Origin of the sequence: Simplicispira lacusdiani, from assembly GCF_003604195.1 — a bacterium.
Classification (GTDB): Bacteria; Pseudomonadota; Gammaproteobacteria; order Burkholderiales; family Burkholderiaceae_C; genus Simplicispira; species Simplicispira lacusdiani.
In genome coordinates, this window is record NZ_QXGR01000004.1 from 339,392 (window position 1) to 355,640 (window position 16,249).

A 16,249-nucleotide genomic window follows, 5' to 3' on the forward strand; every position below is an offset into this window, starting at 1 on the left:
ACGATGAAGGAAATCACCACCAAGCTGCTGGTTATCGGCGGCGGCCCCGGCGGCTACGTGGCCGCCATCCGCGCCGGGCAACTGGGCATCCCCACCGTGCTGGTCGAGGGCGAGAGCCTGGGCGGCACCTGCCTGAACATCGGCTGCATCCCGTCCAAGGCGCTGATCCACGCCGCGCACGAATTCGAGCGTGCGCGCCATCAGGCCCACGGCTCGCCGCTGGGCATCCGCGTGCAGGAGCCGAGCATCGACATCGCGCAGACCGTGCGCTGGAAGGACGGCATCGTCAAGCGCCTCACGGGCGGCGTGGGTGCGCTCTTGCGCAAGGCCGGCGTGCAGGTGCTCAAGGGCTGGGCGCAGATCGACGACGGCAAGACCGTGACCGTGCGGCCCGCGGAGGGCGAGGCCGTGCGCGTGCGCTGCGAACACCTGCTGCTGGCCACCGGCTCCGAGCCGGTCGAGCTGCCCATGCTGCCCTTCGGCGGCGCGGTCGTCTCGTCCACCGGCGCGCTGGCACCCGAGAGCCTGCCGCGCCGCCTGGTCGTGGTGGGCGCGGGCTACATCGGTCTGGAGCTGGGCATGGCCTACCGCAAGCTGGGCGTGGAGGTGGCCGTGGTCGAAGCGGCCGAGCGCGTACTGCCCGGCTACGACGAGGAACTGACGCAGCCCGTGCTCGACGCGCTGGAAAAGAGCGGCGTCGTGCTGCACCTGGGTTGCAGCGTGCAGGGCTACGACGCGCAGCACGGCGTGCGCGTGCGCAGCGCGCGCGCCGACGAGTTCGCGCTGCCCGCCGACCGCGTGCTCGTGGCCGTGGGCCGCAAGCCGCGCACCACGGGCTTCGGGCTCGAATCGCTGCAGCTCGACATGGCCGGGCGCTACGTGGCGGTGGATGCGCAGTGCCGCACCTCCATGCGCAATGTCTGGGCCATCGGCGACATCACGGGCGACCCCATGCTCGCCCACCGCGCCATGGCGCAGGGCGAGGTGGTGGCCGAGGTGATCGCGGGCCAGAACCGGCGCTTCGAACCCATGGCCATCCCCGCCGTGTGCTTCACCGACCCCGAGGTCGTGGTCGTCGGCCGCACGCCCGGCGAGGCGCGCGCGGCGGGGCTGGACTGCATCGATGCCGCCTTCCCGTTTGCCGCCAACGGCCGCGCCATGACGCTGGAGGCCACCGGCGGCTTCGTGCGCGTGGTGGCCCGGCGCGACAACCACTTGATCCTCGGCTGGCAGGCCGTGGGCCAGGGGGTGGCCGAGCTGGCCGCCGCCTTCACCCAGTCGATCGAGATGGGCGCGCGGCTGGAGGACATCGCGGGCACCATCCACGCCCACCCCACGCTGGGCGAGGCGGTGCAGGAGGCAGCACTGCGTGCTCTGGGGCACGCGTTACACATTTGAAGCACCCCCCTGAGTCGCCTTCGGCGCCTTCCCCCCGCTCTCGCAGCGCTGCGCACTGCGGGCAGGGGGACGCCCCCAGCGCGGCGGGGCGGCCCTTGCGCGGGGGCTTTGGTCTGGGCCGCGCCTGTGGCATAGGCCGTGGGCGGGTTGCGGTGTGGGGGGGCGAAGGTGCTCAGGAGCCAGCGGCTCCGGTAAGCTTGCAGCCATGCACATCTACCGTTCCGCCCTGTTGCGCTTTTCCGAGGATGGCCAGGCCTTGTACGACGAGGATGGCCTGCTGGCCATCGGCCCCGATGCCCATGGCCGCCAGCGCGTGCAGGCGGCGGGCGCCTGGCAGCAGCTCGCGCCGCAGTTCGCGGGGCGGCCTGTCACCCATTGGCCGGGGCGCCTGATCGCGCCGGGCTTCGTGGACATGCATGTCCACTACCCGCAGACCGACGTGATCGGCTCGCCCGCCGAGGGCCTGCTGCCCTGGCTGGAGAACTACACCTTTCCGCACGAGAAGCGCTTCGTCACCCAGGGCTATGCCGAGCAGGTGGCCGAATTCTTCCTCGACGAGCTGCTGCGCAACGGCGTCACGACGGCGCTGGCCTTCGCCACCTCGCACCCGCAGTCGGTCGATGCGCTGTTCAGCGAGGCCCGGCGCCGGCAACTGCGCCTGATCACCGGCAAGGTGCTGCAGGACCGGCATTCGCCCGACGGCGTGCGCGACGACACCGAGCAAAGCCTGATCGACACCGAGGACCTGATCGCGCGCTGGCATGGCGTGGACCGGCTGGGCTACGCCATCACGCCGCGCTTCGCGCCCACCAGCAGCCCGGCGCAGCTGCGCGGTGCCGGCAAGCTGGCGGCGAAATACCCGGACGTGTGGGTCCAGTCGCATGTGGCCGAGAACCTCGACGAGGTGCGCTGGATGCGCGAGCTGTACCCGCGCTCGCGCAGCTACCTCGCGGTGTACGACGACTTTGGCCTGATGCGCGAGCGCGCCGTGTACGCGCACTGCATCCATTTCGACGAGGCCGACCGCGCGCTCATGCGCCAGCGCCGCACGGCCGCCGCCGTCAGCCCCACGAGCAACCTGTTCCTGGGCAGCGGCTTCTTTGACTACCAGGCGGCCGACCGCGCGGGCTTCGCCTACGGCCTGGCCAGCGACGTGGGCGGGGGCACGAGCTTCTCGCCGTTCCGCACCATGCTCGCGGCCTACACCGTGGGCCGCGAGGGCCAGACCAAGCCGGGCCTGAGCCTCTCGCCCCGGCAATTGTGGTGGCAGCACACGGCCGGCGCGGCGCGCGCGCTGGGGCTCGACGGCGTGGTGGGCAACCTGCAGCCGGGCTGCGAGGGCGACTTCGTGGTGCTGAACCCGCAGGCCACGCCGCTGCTGGCGCGGCGCACGGCCCAGGCGGGCAGCCTGGACGAGCTGCTGTTCGCCATGATCGTGCTGGGCGACGATCGCCTGGTTGAGCAGACGGTCATTTCGCAGGCAAAATACGGCCCTTGCGCTTGATGGTCAAGCGCGCCACGCTATCAAAAACATAGTAAACCGCCAGGAACCCGCACCATGAGCATCAAGAGCGACAAATGGATCCGCCGCATGGCGGCCGAGCACGGCATGATCGAGCCCTTCGAGCCCGGCCAGGTGCGCGAGGCCGAGGGCCGCAAGATCATCAGCTACGGCACCAGCAGCTACGGTTACGACATCCGCTGCGCGCCTGAATTCAAGGTGTTCACCAACATCCACAGCACCGTGGTGGATCCGAAGAACTTCGACGAGAAAAGCTTCGTCGATTTCGAGGGCGACAGCTGCATCATCCCGCCCAACAGCTTCGCTCTGGCGCGAACCGTCGAATACTTCCGCATCCCGCGCAACGTGCTCACCGTCTGCCTGGGCAAGAGCACCTATGCACGCTGCGGCATCATCGTCAACGTCACGCCGTTCGAGCCCGAGTGGGAAGGCTATGTGACGCTGGAGTTCTCCAACACCACGCCGCTGCCCGCGCGCATTTACGCCGGTGAGGGCTGCGCCCAGGTGCTGTTCTTCGAGAGCGACAAGGACGACGTCTGCGAAGTCTCGTACAAGGACCGGGGCGGCAAGTACCAGGGCCAGCACGGGGTGACGCTGCCCAGGGCCTGACCCCGCCTTCAGTGCAGGGCGCCCGCGCCCAGGGCAATGTCCTGCGGGTGCAGCACCGCCGCCCACAGCAGGGCGTGGACGCCGCGTACCATGTCGCGGAGCTGCATGCCCGGGGAGCCCTGCTCCGGCAGCCAGGGCACGTGCACGAAGCCGCCGCGCGCCCCCGGCGTGGCGCCAGCGGCTAGCTGGTGCATCAATCCATAGAACACCGCATTGCACACGAAGGTGCCAGCCGTCTGCGACACCTCGCACGGCAGGCCGGCCTGCCGCGCCGCACGCACCATGGCCTTGACGGGCAGGGTGGCGAAGTAGGCGGCGGGGCCGCCCGGCACCACGGGCGCATCCAGCGGCTGGGCGCCCCGGTTGTCGGGAATGCGGGCGTCGATCAGGTTGATGGCGACGCGCTCGACGGACAGCGCGGCGCGGCCGCCGGCCTGCCCCAGGCACAGTGCCAGCGCCGGCCGGTGCCGTGCCAGCAGGGCCTGCAGCTTTTCCCGCGCCGCTTCGAATTCCGTGGGGAGCAGCTCCGCCAGCACGGCGTGGCCGGCGATGCGCTGACCATGCAGCGCGCGGGCCGACAGCCAGCTCGGGTTGGCGGTATCGCCGCCGAACGGGTTGAAGCCCGTGAGCAGCAGCGGCGCACCGGGGGGGAGGGAAGTCGGGGCCATGGTGTTCCCAATGGTATCGGGCCGCGCAGGCCGCGCGGGCGGCGCGTAATATGCAATGGCATCACAGGAGCAGGCCATGAAATGGGAAGGCAACCGCGAGTCGGACAACGTGGAGGACCGCCGTGGCGGTGGTGGCTTCCAGGTACCGGGCGGGCGCGGCATCGGTATTGGCTCCCTTGTCATCGCCCTGCTGGGCGGCTGGCTGCTGGGCATCAACCCGCTCACCCTCTTGGGCCTGCTCGGTGGCGGCGGTGCGCCACCGGCCCAGGTGCAGCAGGCCCCGGCACAGCGCCCGCCGGCCGATGACCCGCTGGCACGGTTCGTGTCCACCGTGCTCGCGGACACCGAGGACGTATGGCACGGCGTGTTCCGCGAGGCCGGCGGCCGCTACCAGGAGCCGCGCCTGGTGCTGTTCCGGGGCGCCACGCCCACGGCCTGTGGCACGGGCCAGGCGGCCATGGGGCCGTTCTACTGCCCCGCCGACCAGAAGGTCTACATCGACCTGGGCTTTTATGAAACCCTCCAAAGCCGCCTTGGCGCGCCGGGCGACTTCGCCCAGGCCTATGTGATCGCCCACGAGGTGGGCCACCATGTGCAAAACCTGCTGGGCATCAGCGCCAAGGTAGACCAGATGCGTGGCCGCGTGGGCCAGGCCGAATACAACCGCCTGTCGGTGCGGCTGGAGCTGCAGGCCGACTGCTTCGCCGGCGTGTGGGCACACCACGCCCAGAACGCGCGCCAGATCCTGGAGCAGGGTGACGTGGAGGAGGCCATGAACGCGGCCGCGAAGATCGGCGACGACGCGCTGCAGCGCTCCGGCGGCGGCGCCGTGGTGCCCGAGTCGTTCACCCACGGCACCAGCGCGCAGCGCCAGCGCTGGTTCCACACCGGCTTGCGGCAGGGCAGCCTCAAGGCCTGCGATACCTTCGCGGCGCGCGCGCTCTGAAACCACGCGGCGCGGACGGAGCCCCATGCCGGACATCCAGGTCCACCCCGAACCCGCCACCCGGGTGCGCCAGGGCGGCCGTGCCGTTCCCGGGCCGTCTTCGGGCATGGCGGCCGCGTGGTCGGCCGCCGCGGTCACCGTGCCCCATGCGGTGGGCCTGGGCCTGCTGGCGTTCGCGCCGCTGGCGGGCGCGCATTCACTGGCGGCGCTGGCGCTGTGGTCGGCCGCGCTGCCGGGCCTGCTGCTCACGCTGGCCGCGCCGCGCGCTGGCGTGGTGTACGCGCCCACCACCGTGGTGGCGCTGCTGTTCGCCGCCGTGCTGGCCACGGCCCATGGCGCGGCGCCGGCCCTGGGGCTGAGCGCGCGCCAGGTGCTGGCCGTGGCGGGGGCCACGGCGGCGCTGGCCTTTGCTTTCCAGTGGCTGCTGGGGGTGCTGCGGCTGGCCACGGTGGCTCGTTTCCTGCCGATTTCGGTGACGCATGGGTTCGCGGCCGGCGTGGGCCTGTCGATGGTGCTGGGCCAGGTGCGCAATGGCTTTGGCAGCGGCGCCATCACCGATGAACGCATGGCCTGGCATGCCGTCGCTGCGCTGGCGGTGGCGGCCCTGGCCTGGTGGTTGCGCGGGCGCTGGCCGCGCATGCCGGGGCTGCTCACGGCCGTGGCCGCCGTGGCGCTGGCGGTGGCGCTGGCCGGGCTGTGGGGCGCGGGCCTGGGCGATGTGTTCGCCGCCGCCGTGGCGCCGAGCGCCTTCGCCGGGCCCTTGCTGCCCGACTGGAGCGGCATCCCCTGGCTGGCGCTGGCCCAGCAGCACGGCCAGCCGCTGGTGGTGCTGGCGCTGCTGATGGCCCTGGTCAACAGCCTGGAGATCCTGGTGTTCAACCAGGAGCTGGAACTGGACCACGGCCTGCGCGGCAACGCCAACGCGGCGCTGCGGCGTGAAAGCGCGTTGGGCGCGCTGTGCGCGCTGGCGGGCATGATCCCGGCCTCCACCAGCGCCTCGCGTTCGCGCATCGTGCTGGCGCAGGCCGGCCCGTCGCCCGAGGCGCCGCGCTGGCATGCCGCCATCATGCTGGGCGTGGCGCTCACCGGGCCGTGGTGGCTGCACTGGGTGCCCATGGCCTGCCTGGCCGGCGGGCTGGTGCTGGCCGGGCTGATGCAGGTGCCGGCCTTGATGTGGTCGGCCCGTTATGCGCGCGGCTCGCGCGTGACGTGGATGCAGAGCTGGCTGGTGGCGCTGGTCTTCGCCGTGCTGGGGGGCGTGGGCGCGCTGGTGACCGGGCTGGTGGTGGCCACCTTCGTGCTGCTGCACGACTCGGCTGCCAAGGTGCTGCGCCATGTGCGGCTCGATGGCGAGCTGCGCTCGCGCCGGCTGCGCCGCGCCGCGTCGGAGGGCTGGATCGCGCCGCGCATGAACCAGGTCGCGGTGTTCGAGCTGCAGGGCGTGATGTCGTTCGGCGTGGCGGCCCACATGGCCGAGCAGGTGCGCCAGTTGCTGCAGCCGCGGCACCGCTGGGTCATCTTGGACGCGGCCCGCGTGCCGGCCTGGGACAGCACGGCGCTGGCACAGCTGCGCGCGCTGGTGCGCGATCTGCGGCAGCAGGGCGTGGCGGCGGCGGTGGCCGGGCTGGTGGATGAGGCGGCGGAGCATGCGGGGGAAGGGGTGCGCTGTTTTGCCGACCTCGACCGGGCCCTGGAATGGGCCGAGGCCGCCATCCTGTCGCAGCGCCCGGTGCAGCAGCGGCCCCGGCGCAGCAATGGCGAGCCGCTGGGCGAGATCGGCGAGGGTGTTCCGCATGCGGCGCGCGTGGCCCTGGAGGCTCTGCTGACGCGCCAGGCCGTGCCGGCGCAGGGCGTGGTGTTCCACGCGGGCGACGCCGACCAGGATCTGCTCATCGTGCAGTCGGGCCACATCACGCTGGTGACGCAGTGGCCGCCCGACCACGGCCTGCGCCTGGCCACCGTGGGGCCGGGCATGGTGTTTGGCGAGATGGCCTTCCTCAACGGTTTGCCGCGCAGCGCCAGCGCGGGGGCCGAGCGCGGCGCGGCGCGCCTGGTGCGCCTGGCGCGCGCCGATTTCGACGCCTGGGCGCGCCAGCACCCCGAGGCGGCGCTCACGCTGATGAACAACCTGGCCCAGATGGGCGCGCGGCGCCTGGCGGTGACCACGCGGCAATTGCGGGCCGTGCTCGAATGATTTCAAGCAAAAAGTGGCTCCAACGCCCAATGGGAAAGCGCTAGTAGCTATTGAAAATATAGCGGTTGACGCCAAGAGCTGGTGGTGGACGGCGGCATGCCCGGCCGTGCGCGGGTGAAAAACCCCCACAAACGGCCCGCAGTGCGACAATAGCGGGCTAAATGACAAGTTCCTTTTCCAATCTATCGCTGGCTGAACCGCTGGCACGTGCCGTGGCAGAGATGGGCTACGAGTCCATGACGCCCATCCAGGCGCAGGCCATTCCGGTCGTGCTCACCGGCAAGGACGTGATGGGCGCGGCCCAGACCGGCACCGGCAAGACGGCGGCGTTCTCGCTGCCGCTGCTGCAGCGCCTGCTCAAGCACGAAAACAGTTCCACCTCCCCGGCGCGCCACCCCGTGCGCGCGCTGGTGCTGCTGCCCACGCGCGAGCTGGCCGACCAGGTGGCCCAGCAGATCGCGCTCTACGCCAAGCACACCAAGCTGCGCAGCACCGTGGTGTTCGGCGGCATGGACATGAAGCCCCAGACGCTGGAGCTGAAAAAAGGCGTGGAAGTGCTCGTGGCCACCCCCGGGCGGCTGCTCGACCACATCGAGGCCAAGAACGCGGTGCTCAACCAGGTCGAGTACGTGGTGCTCGACGAGGCCGACCGCATGCTCGACATCGGCTTCCTGCCCGACCTGCAGCGCATCCTGTCCTACCTGCCCAAGCAGCGCACCACGCTGCTGTTCTCGGCCACGTTCTCGCCGGAAATCAAGCGGTTGGCCAACAGCTACCTGCAGGACCCGATCACCATCGAGGTGGCGCGGCCCAACGAGACCGCCTCCACGGTGGAGCAGCATTTCTACAGCGTGGGCGACGACGACAAGCGCCACGCCATCCACCAGGTGCTGCGCTCGCGCGAGCTCAAGCAGGCCTTCATCTTCGTCAACAGCAAGCTCGGCTGCGCGCGCCTGGCCCGCAGCCTGGAGCGCGAGGGCCTCAAGACGGCCGCGCTGCACGGCGACAAGAGCCAGGACGAGCGCCTCAAGGCCCTCGACGCCTTCAAGCAGGGCAATGTGGACCTGCTGGTGTGCACCGACGTGGCCGCGCGCGGCCTGGACATCAAGGATGTGCCGGCGGTGTTCAACTTCGACGTGCCCTTCAACCCCGAGGACTACGTGCACCGCATCGGCCGCACGGGCCGCGCGGGCGCCTCGGGCCTGGCGGTCACGCTGGTCTCGGGCAGCGACAACCGCCTCGTGGCCGATATCGAGAAGCTGCTGAAGAAGAAAATCGAGATCGAGGCGCTCGAATACGACGAAGACCGCCCGCGCGGCCGTATCAACGACGGCCGCCGCCATTGGCGCGAGGGCGAGGGTGACGAACGCCCGGCGGCGCGCGACCGCGACCGTGAACGCGCACCGCGTGCGCCGCGCAGCGGCGGGGGCCTGCGCCCGGCGTCCGCGCCGCGCGACCCCTTCTTCGATCAGCCCTACGAGGCGGGCTCGGCCTCCGACGTGGCCAAGCCCGCCTGGGAGGCGCCCGAGCGCCTGTCCACCGGGCGCGTCTCGCCCAACATCAAGCCCAAGCGCAAGGTGGCGGCACTCTTCAAGGCCGTCGACCCCGTCGCCTGACCCAAAGCGCCCACCCGGGCGCTTTGTGTTTTTTGAGGCTGCAGCGCTTTCTGGCAGGGCGCTGAAAGCTATCAAAATAAGAGCATCAGGTCAGTGCCCCGGTGCCTGCGCCTGCGGGCACTGCACCTGCAGCAGTTCGCGCTCGGCCAGCGTGGCACCGAAGCGCACGGCGCTGAGCTGTCCGCCCCAGACACAGCCCGTGTCCAGCCCGATCAGGTCGTTGCGGCTGAACCAGCCCAGCGTGGACCAGTGGCCGAAGGCGATCACCGTGCCGGCCGTGCGTCGGCCCGGCGCGTCGAACCAGGGCAGCAGGCCGGGCGGCGCGCTGCGGGCGCTTTCCGTGCTTTCGAAATCCATCACGCCCTCGGGCGAGCAGAAACGCAGCCGTGTCAGGGCGTTCACGATCACGCGCAGGCGGTCAGTGCCGGCCAGGCCGTCGCTCCAGTGGTCGGGCTGGTTGCCGTACATCCGGTGCAGGAAGGCGGGCAGTTCGCGGCCGCGCAGCACGTCGTGCACCTCGCCGGCCAGGCGCAGGGTGTCGGCGGCGCTCCAGGCGGGCAGGGCGCCCGCGTGCAGCATCAGCAGGGTTTCGCCGCCGTGCGGGTGCGCCAGCGCCAGGGGCTGGCGGCGCAGCCAGTCGAGCAGATCGTCGCGGTCGTCGGCTTGTAAAACACCTTCCAGCGTGTCGCGGCGCGAGGGCTTGCGCGCGCCATGGGCCGTGGCCAGCAGGTGCAGGTCGTGGTTGCCCAGCAGGCAGCGCAGCGCGCCCTCGTGCGCGCGGCAGCGGCGCAGCACGGCGGCCGAGTCCGGCCCCCGGTTGACGAGATCGCCCAGCAGGTAGGCGGTGTCGCGGCTGGGCGAGAAGCCGATGAGGTCCAGCAGGCGCTGCAAGGCCGCGTCGCAGCCCTGTACATCGCCGATACAGTAAAGTGCCATGGTGTTCTTTGTAACGATCAATCCATGGATTTTCTGCTGATTGCGCTCCTGACCCTGCTCAACGGGGTGTTCGCCATGTCCGAACTGGCCCTGGCGTCGAGCCGCAAGGCCCGTTTGACCGCCATGGCGCAAGGCGGCGACAAGGGCGCGCAGGCAGCGCTGGACCTGCTGGACAATCCCACGCAGTTCCTCTCGTCGGTGCAGGTGGGCATTACCTCCATCGGCATGCTCAACGGCATCATCGGCGAGGCCGCCTTCAGCGACGACCTGACGGTGTGGCTCCACGCGCTGGGCCTGCCCGAGCGCGCGGCCGGCATCTCGGCCACGGCCATCGTGGTGACGCTCATCACCTTCATCACCATCGTCTTCGGCGAACTGGTGCCCAAGCGCATCGGGCAGCTCTACCCTGAAACCGTCTCACGCCTTGTCTCGCGCCCCATGGCCTGGGTGGCGCGCGTGGCCAAGCCCTTCGTGCGGCTGTTGTCGCTCTCCACCCAAGGCGTGCTGGCCGTGCTGCGCGTGGACAACGAGGCGGGCCGCGCCGTGACCGAGGAAGAAATCGCCGCCAGCCTCGAAGAGGGGCGCGAGGCCGGGGTGATCGAGCACCACGAACACCAGATGGTGCAGAACGTCTTCCGCCTCGACGACCGGCCGCTCACCTCCATCATGGTGCCGCGCAGCGACGTGCGGTGGCTCGATGCCGGCCACACCGTGGCCGAGGCCCTGCAGCTGGCCAGCGCGGGCAGCGAGCGGGGTTCGCATTCCTGGTACCCGGTGTGCCGGGGCTCGCTCGACGATGTGGTGGGCGTGATCAGCGTGGCGCGCCTGCTGGAGCTCGGGCCGCAGGCCGGGGAGACCATCGGCGAGCATGTGCAGCCGGCCTCTTTCCTGCCCGAGACCCTGAGCGGCATGGAGCTGCTGGAGCAGTTCCGCGCGCGCTCGGGCCGCATGGTGTTCGTGGTGGACGAATACGGCGTGGTGCAGGGCATCATGACGCCACGCGACCTGCTCGAAGCCATCACCGGCGAGCTGCAGCCTGGCGCCGCCATGGATGCCTGGGCCGTGCAGCGCGAGGATGGCTCCTGGCTGCTCGAAGGCCTGGTGCCGGTGTCCGAACTCAAGGCGCGTCTCGATATTCGCGACCTGCCCGAAGAGGACCGGGGGCGCTATAACACCCTGGCCGGATTATTGTTGGCTGAATCGGGCCATTTGCCCGCCGTGGGCGAGCGCATTGCCTGCGCGGGCTGGATATTCGAGGTTCTGGACCTCGACGGCAAACGCATCGACAAGGTGCTGGCTTCGAAGGAAGAAAGCCCCGAATAGGGCGGACATTCGGGTGCGGGTGCAATATCACACCGTTTTTGTGGGGATGGATGCAAATAGGCTGTGCATTATCGATAATGTGCCTATAATTATTTGCATCGTTCCACCAACCCCCTTTTCACCATGACCAGTTACAAAGAGCTCCTGAAGCAGCGCGAAGCCCTTGAGCAGCAGATCAATGAAGCCCGTCGCCAGGAACTGGCGAGCGCGATCTCGCAAGTGCGCGCCCTGGTGGCGGAATTTGGTCTGACGCAGCAGGATGTATTTCCCGCCGCGCGCGCGCGCAGCGCTTCGAGCGGCACCAAGGTAGCGCCTAAATACCGCGATCCTGTTACAGGTCAAACCTGGACTGGCCGTGGCAAGGCGCCCAAATGGATTCAGAACAAGGATCGCGAGCAATTCGCCATTTGAAACAGTCCGCTCCGGCGGACTTTTTTTATGCCCGAAGCCAATGCGGGCCACGCTGCCATACTGGCCGGCGGCTGCAGGCCAGGTGCCTGCCATTCAAGGCGGTCTGGCGCGGCCATGGCTTGGGATTCAGGGTTTTGTCAGCGTGCGGCATTAATGGCGCGTGGCGCCGGTTTTTCTGAAACACCTTCTGGCCCCATGGTTATGGTGCCCTTGCCGGCAGGCAGGCCATTGCAAGGCCGCGTCGGGGTGCCAGAATGCCCCTGTTGCCCCACCAGGAGACTGCCATGGCCAAGCCTTCCCCGCGCCCCGCGCGCCATGCCTTCGCGGCCACGCTCAAGCGCTTCACCATGGCCTCGGGTAAAACGGGCCAGTTCTACTCCCTGCCCGCGCTGGCACGCACCTACCCGACCATCCGGCGCCTGCCGGTGTCGATCCGCATCGTGCTCGAATCGGTGCTGCGCAACTGCGATGGGCGCAAGGTCACGGCCGAGCATGTGCGCCAGCTCGCGCAGTGGCAGCCAGGTGCGGAGCGCAAGGACGAAATCCCGTTCGTCGTCTCGCGCGTGGTGCTCCAGGACTTCACGGGCGTGCCGTTGCTGGCCGACCTGGCCGCCATGCGCAGCGCCGCCGCGCGGCTGGGCAAGGACCCGAAGAAGATCGAGCCCCTGGTACCGGTGGATCTGGTGGTGGACCACTCCATCATGGTGGACCACTACGGCAGCAAGAAGGCGCTCGACCTGAACATGAAGCTCGAATTCCAGCGCAACCGCGAGCGCTACGAGTTCATGAAGTGGGGCATGCAGGCTTTCGACACCTTCGGCGTGGTGCCCCCGGGCTTCGGCATCGTGCACCAGGTCAACCTCGAATACCTGGCGCGCGGTGTGCACAAGCGCAAGGATGGCCTGTACTACCCCGACACCCTGGTGGGCACCGACAGCCACACCACCATGATCAACGGCATCGGCGTGGTGGGTTGGGGCGTGGGCGGCATCGAGGCCGAGGCCGCCATGCTGGGCCAGCCGGTGTACTTCCTCACGCCCGATGTGGTGGGGCTGGAACTCACGGGCCGGCTGCGCGAGGGCGTGACCGCCACCGACCTGGTGCTCACCGTCACCGAGCTGCTGCGCCGGCACAAGGTGGTGGGCAAGTTCGTCGAATTCTTCGGCGAGGGCACGCGCACGCTGGCGCTGCCCGACCGCGCCACCATCGCCAACATGGCGCCCGAATATGGCGCCACGATGGGCTTCTTCCCGGTGGACGAGAAGACCATTGATTACTTCAAGGGCACGGGCCGCACCAAGGGCGAGATCGAGGCCTTCGAGGCCTACTTCAAGGCCCAGGGGCTGTTCGGCGTGCCGCTGGCGGGCGAGCTGGATTATTCGCAGCAGCTGCGGCTGGACTTGGGGCAAGTCACCCCCAGCCTGGCCGGTCCCAAGCGCCCGCAGGACCGTATCGAACTGGGGCTGGTGAAAGAGCGGTTCACGGCCCTGTTCAGCCAGCCGGTGGCGGAGAACGGTTTCAACCAGAGGCCCGAGCGCCTTGCCGAGCGCTACCGCGTGGGCTGCGGCGAAGGCGGGCCTGCGGGAGAAGCGCCCGCGCCGCGCCCTGGCGCCGCGCGCGACGTGGTGGAGATGGTGGGCAACCGCCCCGCGCTGGCCGCCGTGCAGGCCGCCCCGGTGGCGGTGTGCGCTCTGCCGGCCGATGGGGACAAGGTGCCCACGGTGGGCCATGGCGATGTGCTCATCGCCGCCATCACCAGCTGCACCAACACCAGCAACCCCAGCGTGCTGCTGGCGGCGGGCCTGCTGGCGAAAAAGGCGGTGGAGGCCGGCCTGCGGGTGGCGCCGCACATCAAGACCTCGCTGGCGCCGGGCTCGCGCATCGTCACCGAGTACCTCACCGCGACCGGTCTGCTGCCCTATCTGGAAAAACTGGGCTTCGCGCTGGCGGGCTACGGCTGCACCACCTGCATCGGCAACGCGGGCGACCTCACGCCCGAACTCAACGAGGCCATCGCGAAGAACGATCTGGTGTGCGCGGCCGTGCTCTCGGGCAACCGCAATTTCGAGGCGCGCATCCACCCCAACCTCAAGGCCAACTTCCTGGCCAGCCCGCCGCTGGTGGTGGCCTATGCCCTCGCGGGCACGGTGCTGCGCGACCTCATGACCGAGCCCGTGGGGCGCGGCAAGGGCGGGCGCGACGTCTACCTGGGCGACATCTGGCCCCGCAGCGAGGAAATCCATGCCTTGCTGCGGCACGCCATGAAGGGCAAGGCCTTCCGCGACAACTACGCCAAGGTGCGGTCCGACCCGGGCAGGCTGTGGGGCAAGATCAAGGGCGTGGCCGGAACGGCCTACAACTGGCCCGCCAGCACCTACATCGCCGAACCGCCGTTCTTTGCGGATTTTGCTATTGAAAATGAAGCGCGTGGCGCCCGCTCCATGGGATTTGAAGCCGAAAATGGCTCTGATTCCGTGCGCGGCGCGCGCATCATGGCGCTGTTCGGCGACTCCATCACCACCGACCATATCTCGCCGGCCGGCTCCATCAAGGACAGCTCGCCCGCCGGCCAATGGCTGCTGCGGCATGGCGTGATGAAGCCCGACTTCAACAGCTACGGCGCGCGCCGGGGCCACCACGATGTGATGGTGCGCGGCACCTTCGCCAACGTGCGCATCAAGAACCTCATGCTGCCGCCCGCCGCCGATGGCGCGCGCGAAGAGGGTGGCGTGACGCTGTTCCAGGCCAGCGGACCGCTGCAGGGCGAGAAGATGTTCATCTTCGATGCCGCCATGCGCTACATGGAGCAAGGCGTGCCCACGGTCATTTTCGCGGGCGAGGAATACGGCACGGGGTCGAGCCGCGACTGGGCGGCCAAGGGCACCCGCCTGCTGGGTATCCGCGCCGTGGTGGCGCGCAGCTTCGAGCGCATCCACCGCTCCAACCTCGTGGGCATGGGCGTGCTGCCGCTGCAGTTCAAGGGGCAGGACTCCTGGCAGTCGCTCGGGCTCACCGGCAGCGAGGCCATCGATGTCTTGCCTGACGAACGGCTGACGCCGCAGAGCGATGCCCGGCTCGTGGTTCACCGCGCCGACGGCACGCGCCAGGAGGTGGTGGTGACCCTGCGCATCGACACGCCCATCGAGGCGGACTACTACCGCGCGGGCGGCATCCTGCCCTTCGTGCTGCGCCAGCTGCTGGCCTCGGGGTAGGGTACACGCCGATTCACGGTCCGGGTGCTGTTGTTACAGTGGCGGCACAGTGTGCCCATGAATTCCGTTCGCGCCTTTCCTTCCGCCGATTCGTCCGTTTGCACAATGGACGGCATGAAGGTGCCGCAACGCCGCTTCGCGTCACTTTCATGACCGATGCTTCCCCGCCCCCCCTGAACGTGCAGGAACTACAGCAGCGCCTGCAGGAGGCCGAGGCGCGCCTGCACTCGCTCGGCAGCAACCTCCCCGGCAGCGTGATCTACCAGCTGGTGCGCGGGCCGGACGGCCAGCGCCACTTCGCCTACATCGGCGAGGCCGTCGAGCGGATCACCGGCCTGTGCGCGCAGGAGGTGCTGCGCGACTCCACGCTGATCTACGGGCTCATCCTGGACGAGGATCTGCCCGGTTTCATGGACCTGGCCGAGCAGTCCTACCGCGACCTCACGCCGCTGGAGACGTTGGCGCGCATCCGCCGGCCCGACGGCGAGGTGCGCTGGATCCGCATGGCGGCGCGCCCGCGCGCGCTGGGCCAGGGCCGGGTGATCTGGGATGGGTTGCTCACCGACGTCACCGCGCAGCGGCAGGCCGAGTCGGCCACGCGCGCCTACGAAACCCAGCTCGCCGGCGTGCTGCGCCACCTGCCCGGCGCCGTGGCGCGCCTGGGGCTGGACCTCGAAATCCTGTACGCCAACCACACGCAGGCCCAGTGGGTGGACACCACCGTGGATGACATCATCGGCCGCCGGGTCCCCGACTACATCTCGCCCGAGCTGCTGCAGCGCATGACGCCGTACTTCGACCGCGCCCGGGCCGGCGAGACCGTGGTGTTCGAGAACCGCATCGACCGGCCCGACGGCGAGGTCCGCTACCGCCACACCACCCTGGTGCCCGAGCGCACCGCGGACGGTTCGGTGGGCGCCATCGTGCTGTTCGCTTACGACCTCACCGAACTCAAGAAGATGGAGCGCGAGCTGTCGCAGCAGAAGATGCTGCTGACCAGCCTCATCCAGGCCATTCCCGACATGGTCTACCTCAAGGACGCGCAGGGGGTCTACCTCGCGTGCAACCCCGTGTTCGAGCGCTTCATGGGCCGTGGCGAGCGCGAGATCCTGGGCCGCACCGACGCCCAGCTCATGGCCGCGCCGGTAGCCGAGCACTTCGGTCGCCATGACCAGCGCGCCATGCACGCCTGGCAGCCACTGGTGATCGAGGAGCCGCTCACCTTCGCCGAGGACGGCTACCAAGGCCAGTTCGAGACCATCAAGACGCCGATCCGCGACCCCCAGGGCCGCGCCACCGGTGTGCTGGGCGTCTCGCGCGACATCACCGACCGCAAGCGCGCCGCCCAGGAGATCGAACGCCTGGCCTTCTACGACGCGCTCACCCAACTGCCCAACCGGCGCCTGCTGCTCGA

General features: G+C 69.6%; 12 protein-coding genes. 10 read left to right on the top strand and 2 right to left on the bottom strand.

The features are described 5' to 3' along the window. The first annotated feature begins 3 nt into the window (after nucleotides 1-3). The 3 genes from lpdA (at nucleotide 4) to dcd (ending at nucleotide 3,529) form a co-directional block, all read left to right on the top strand. Nucleotides 4-1,398, top strand: coding sequence for a dihydrolipoyl dehydrogenase (gene lpdA, locus D8S75_RS07780; RefSeq protein WP_119965607.1), 1,395 nt, complete (start codon nucleotides 4-6; stop codon nucleotides 1,396-1,398). 205 nt (nucleotides 1,399-1,603) lie between these two features. Next, nucleotides 1,604-2,902 (top strand): guanine deaminase, encoded by a 1,299-nt coding sequence (gene guaD, locus D8S75_RS07785; protein ID WP_119965609.1) that lies wholly within the window; start codon nucleotides 1,604-1,606, stop codon nucleotides 2,900-2,902. A 54-nt stretch (nucleotides 2,903-2,956) separates the two neighbouring features. Next, on the top strand, nucleotides 2,957-3,529 hold the full coding sequence (dcd, locus tag D8S75_RS07790; RefSeq protein ID WP_119965610.1) for a dCTP deaminase: 573 nt from the start codon (nucleotides 2,957-2,959) through the stop codon (nucleotides 3,527-3,529). An 8-nt stretch (nucleotides 3,530-3,537) separates the two neighbouring features. Here dcd and pcp read toward each other — a convergent pair whose 3' ends face one another. After that, entirely contained in the window at nucleotides 3,538-4,197 is a 660-nt protein-coding gene (gene pcp / locus D8S75_RS07795) for a pyroglutamyl-peptidase I (protein WP_119965612.1), read from the bottom strand. Nucleotides 4,198-4,273: 76 nt separating this feature from the next. Here pcp and ypfJ point away from each other — a divergent pair, with 76 nt between their 5' ends. The 3 genes from ypfJ (at nucleotide 4,274) to D8S75_RS07810 (ending at nucleotide 8,953) form a co-directional block, all read left to right on the top strand. Next, entirely contained in the window at nucleotides 4,274-5,143 is an 870-nt protein-coding gene (ypfJ, locus tag D8S75_RS07800) for a KPN_02809 family neutral zinc metallopeptidase (protein WP_119965613.1), read from the top strand. A gap of 25 nt (nucleotides 5,144-5,168) precedes the next feature. Continuing rightward, the gene (locus D8S75_RS07805; protein WP_119965615.1) at nucleotides 5,169-7,337 is read left to right on the top strand and encodes a SulP family inorganic anion transporter; all 2,169 of its coding nucleotides are present in this window, start codon (nucleotides 5,169-5,171) and stop codon (nucleotides 7,335-7,337) included. A gap of 161 nt (nucleotides 7,338-7,498) precedes the next feature. Further along, the gene (locus tag D8S75_RS07810) at nucleotides 7,499-8,953 is read left to right on the top strand and encodes a DEAD/DEAH box helicase (RefSeq protein ID WP_119965616.1); all 1,455 of its coding nucleotides are present in this window, start codon (nucleotides 7,499-7,501) and stop codon (nucleotides 8,951-8,953) included. 90 nt (nucleotides 8,954-9,043) lie between these two features. On the opposite strand, the gene D8S75_RS07815 is transcribed toward D8S75_RS07810, so the two are convergent. Further along, nucleotides 9,044-9,889, bottom strand: a complete 846-nt coding sequence (locus D8S75_RS07815) for a symmetrical bis(5'-nucleosyl)-tetraphosphatase (protein WP_119965617.1) — start codon at nucleotides 9,887-9,889, stop codon at nucleotides 9,044-9,046. A 24-nt stretch (nucleotides 9,890-9,913) separates the two neighbouring features. Here D8S75_RS07815 and D8S75_RS07820 point away from each other — a divergent pair, with 24 nt between their 5' ends. The 4 genes from D8S75_RS07820 to D8S75_RS07835 form a co-directional block, all read left to right on the top strand. Continuing rightward, nucleotides 9,914-11,212: a hemolysin family protein gene (locus D8S75_RS07820; protein ID WP_119965618.1), complete on the top strand. Its 1,299-nt coding sequence runs from the start codon at nucleotides 9,914-9,916 to the stop codon at nucleotides 11,210-11,212. Between the two features lie 123 nt (nucleotides 11,213-11,335). Beyond that, a complete protein-coding gene (locus D8S75_RS07825; protein ID WP_119965619.1) occupies nucleotides 11,336-11,623 on the top strand; it encodes an H-NS histone family protein in 288 nt (95 codons plus the stop codon). A gap of 284 nt (nucleotides 11,624-11,907) precedes the next feature. Beyond that, nucleotides 11,908-14,835 carry an aconitate hydratase gene (locus D8S75_RS07830; RefSeq protein ID WP_119965621.1) on the top strand — a complete coding sequence of 976 codons (2,928 nt, stop codon included), beginning with the start codon at nucleotides 11,908-11,910 and terminating at the stop codon, nucleotides 14,833-14,835. A gap of 149 nt (nucleotides 14,836-14,984) precedes the next feature. Beyond that, on the top strand, nucleotides 14,985-16,249 hold a 1,265-nt coding region (locus D8S75_RS07835), incomplete at its 3' end, for a PAS domain-containing protein (protein ID WP_119965623.1).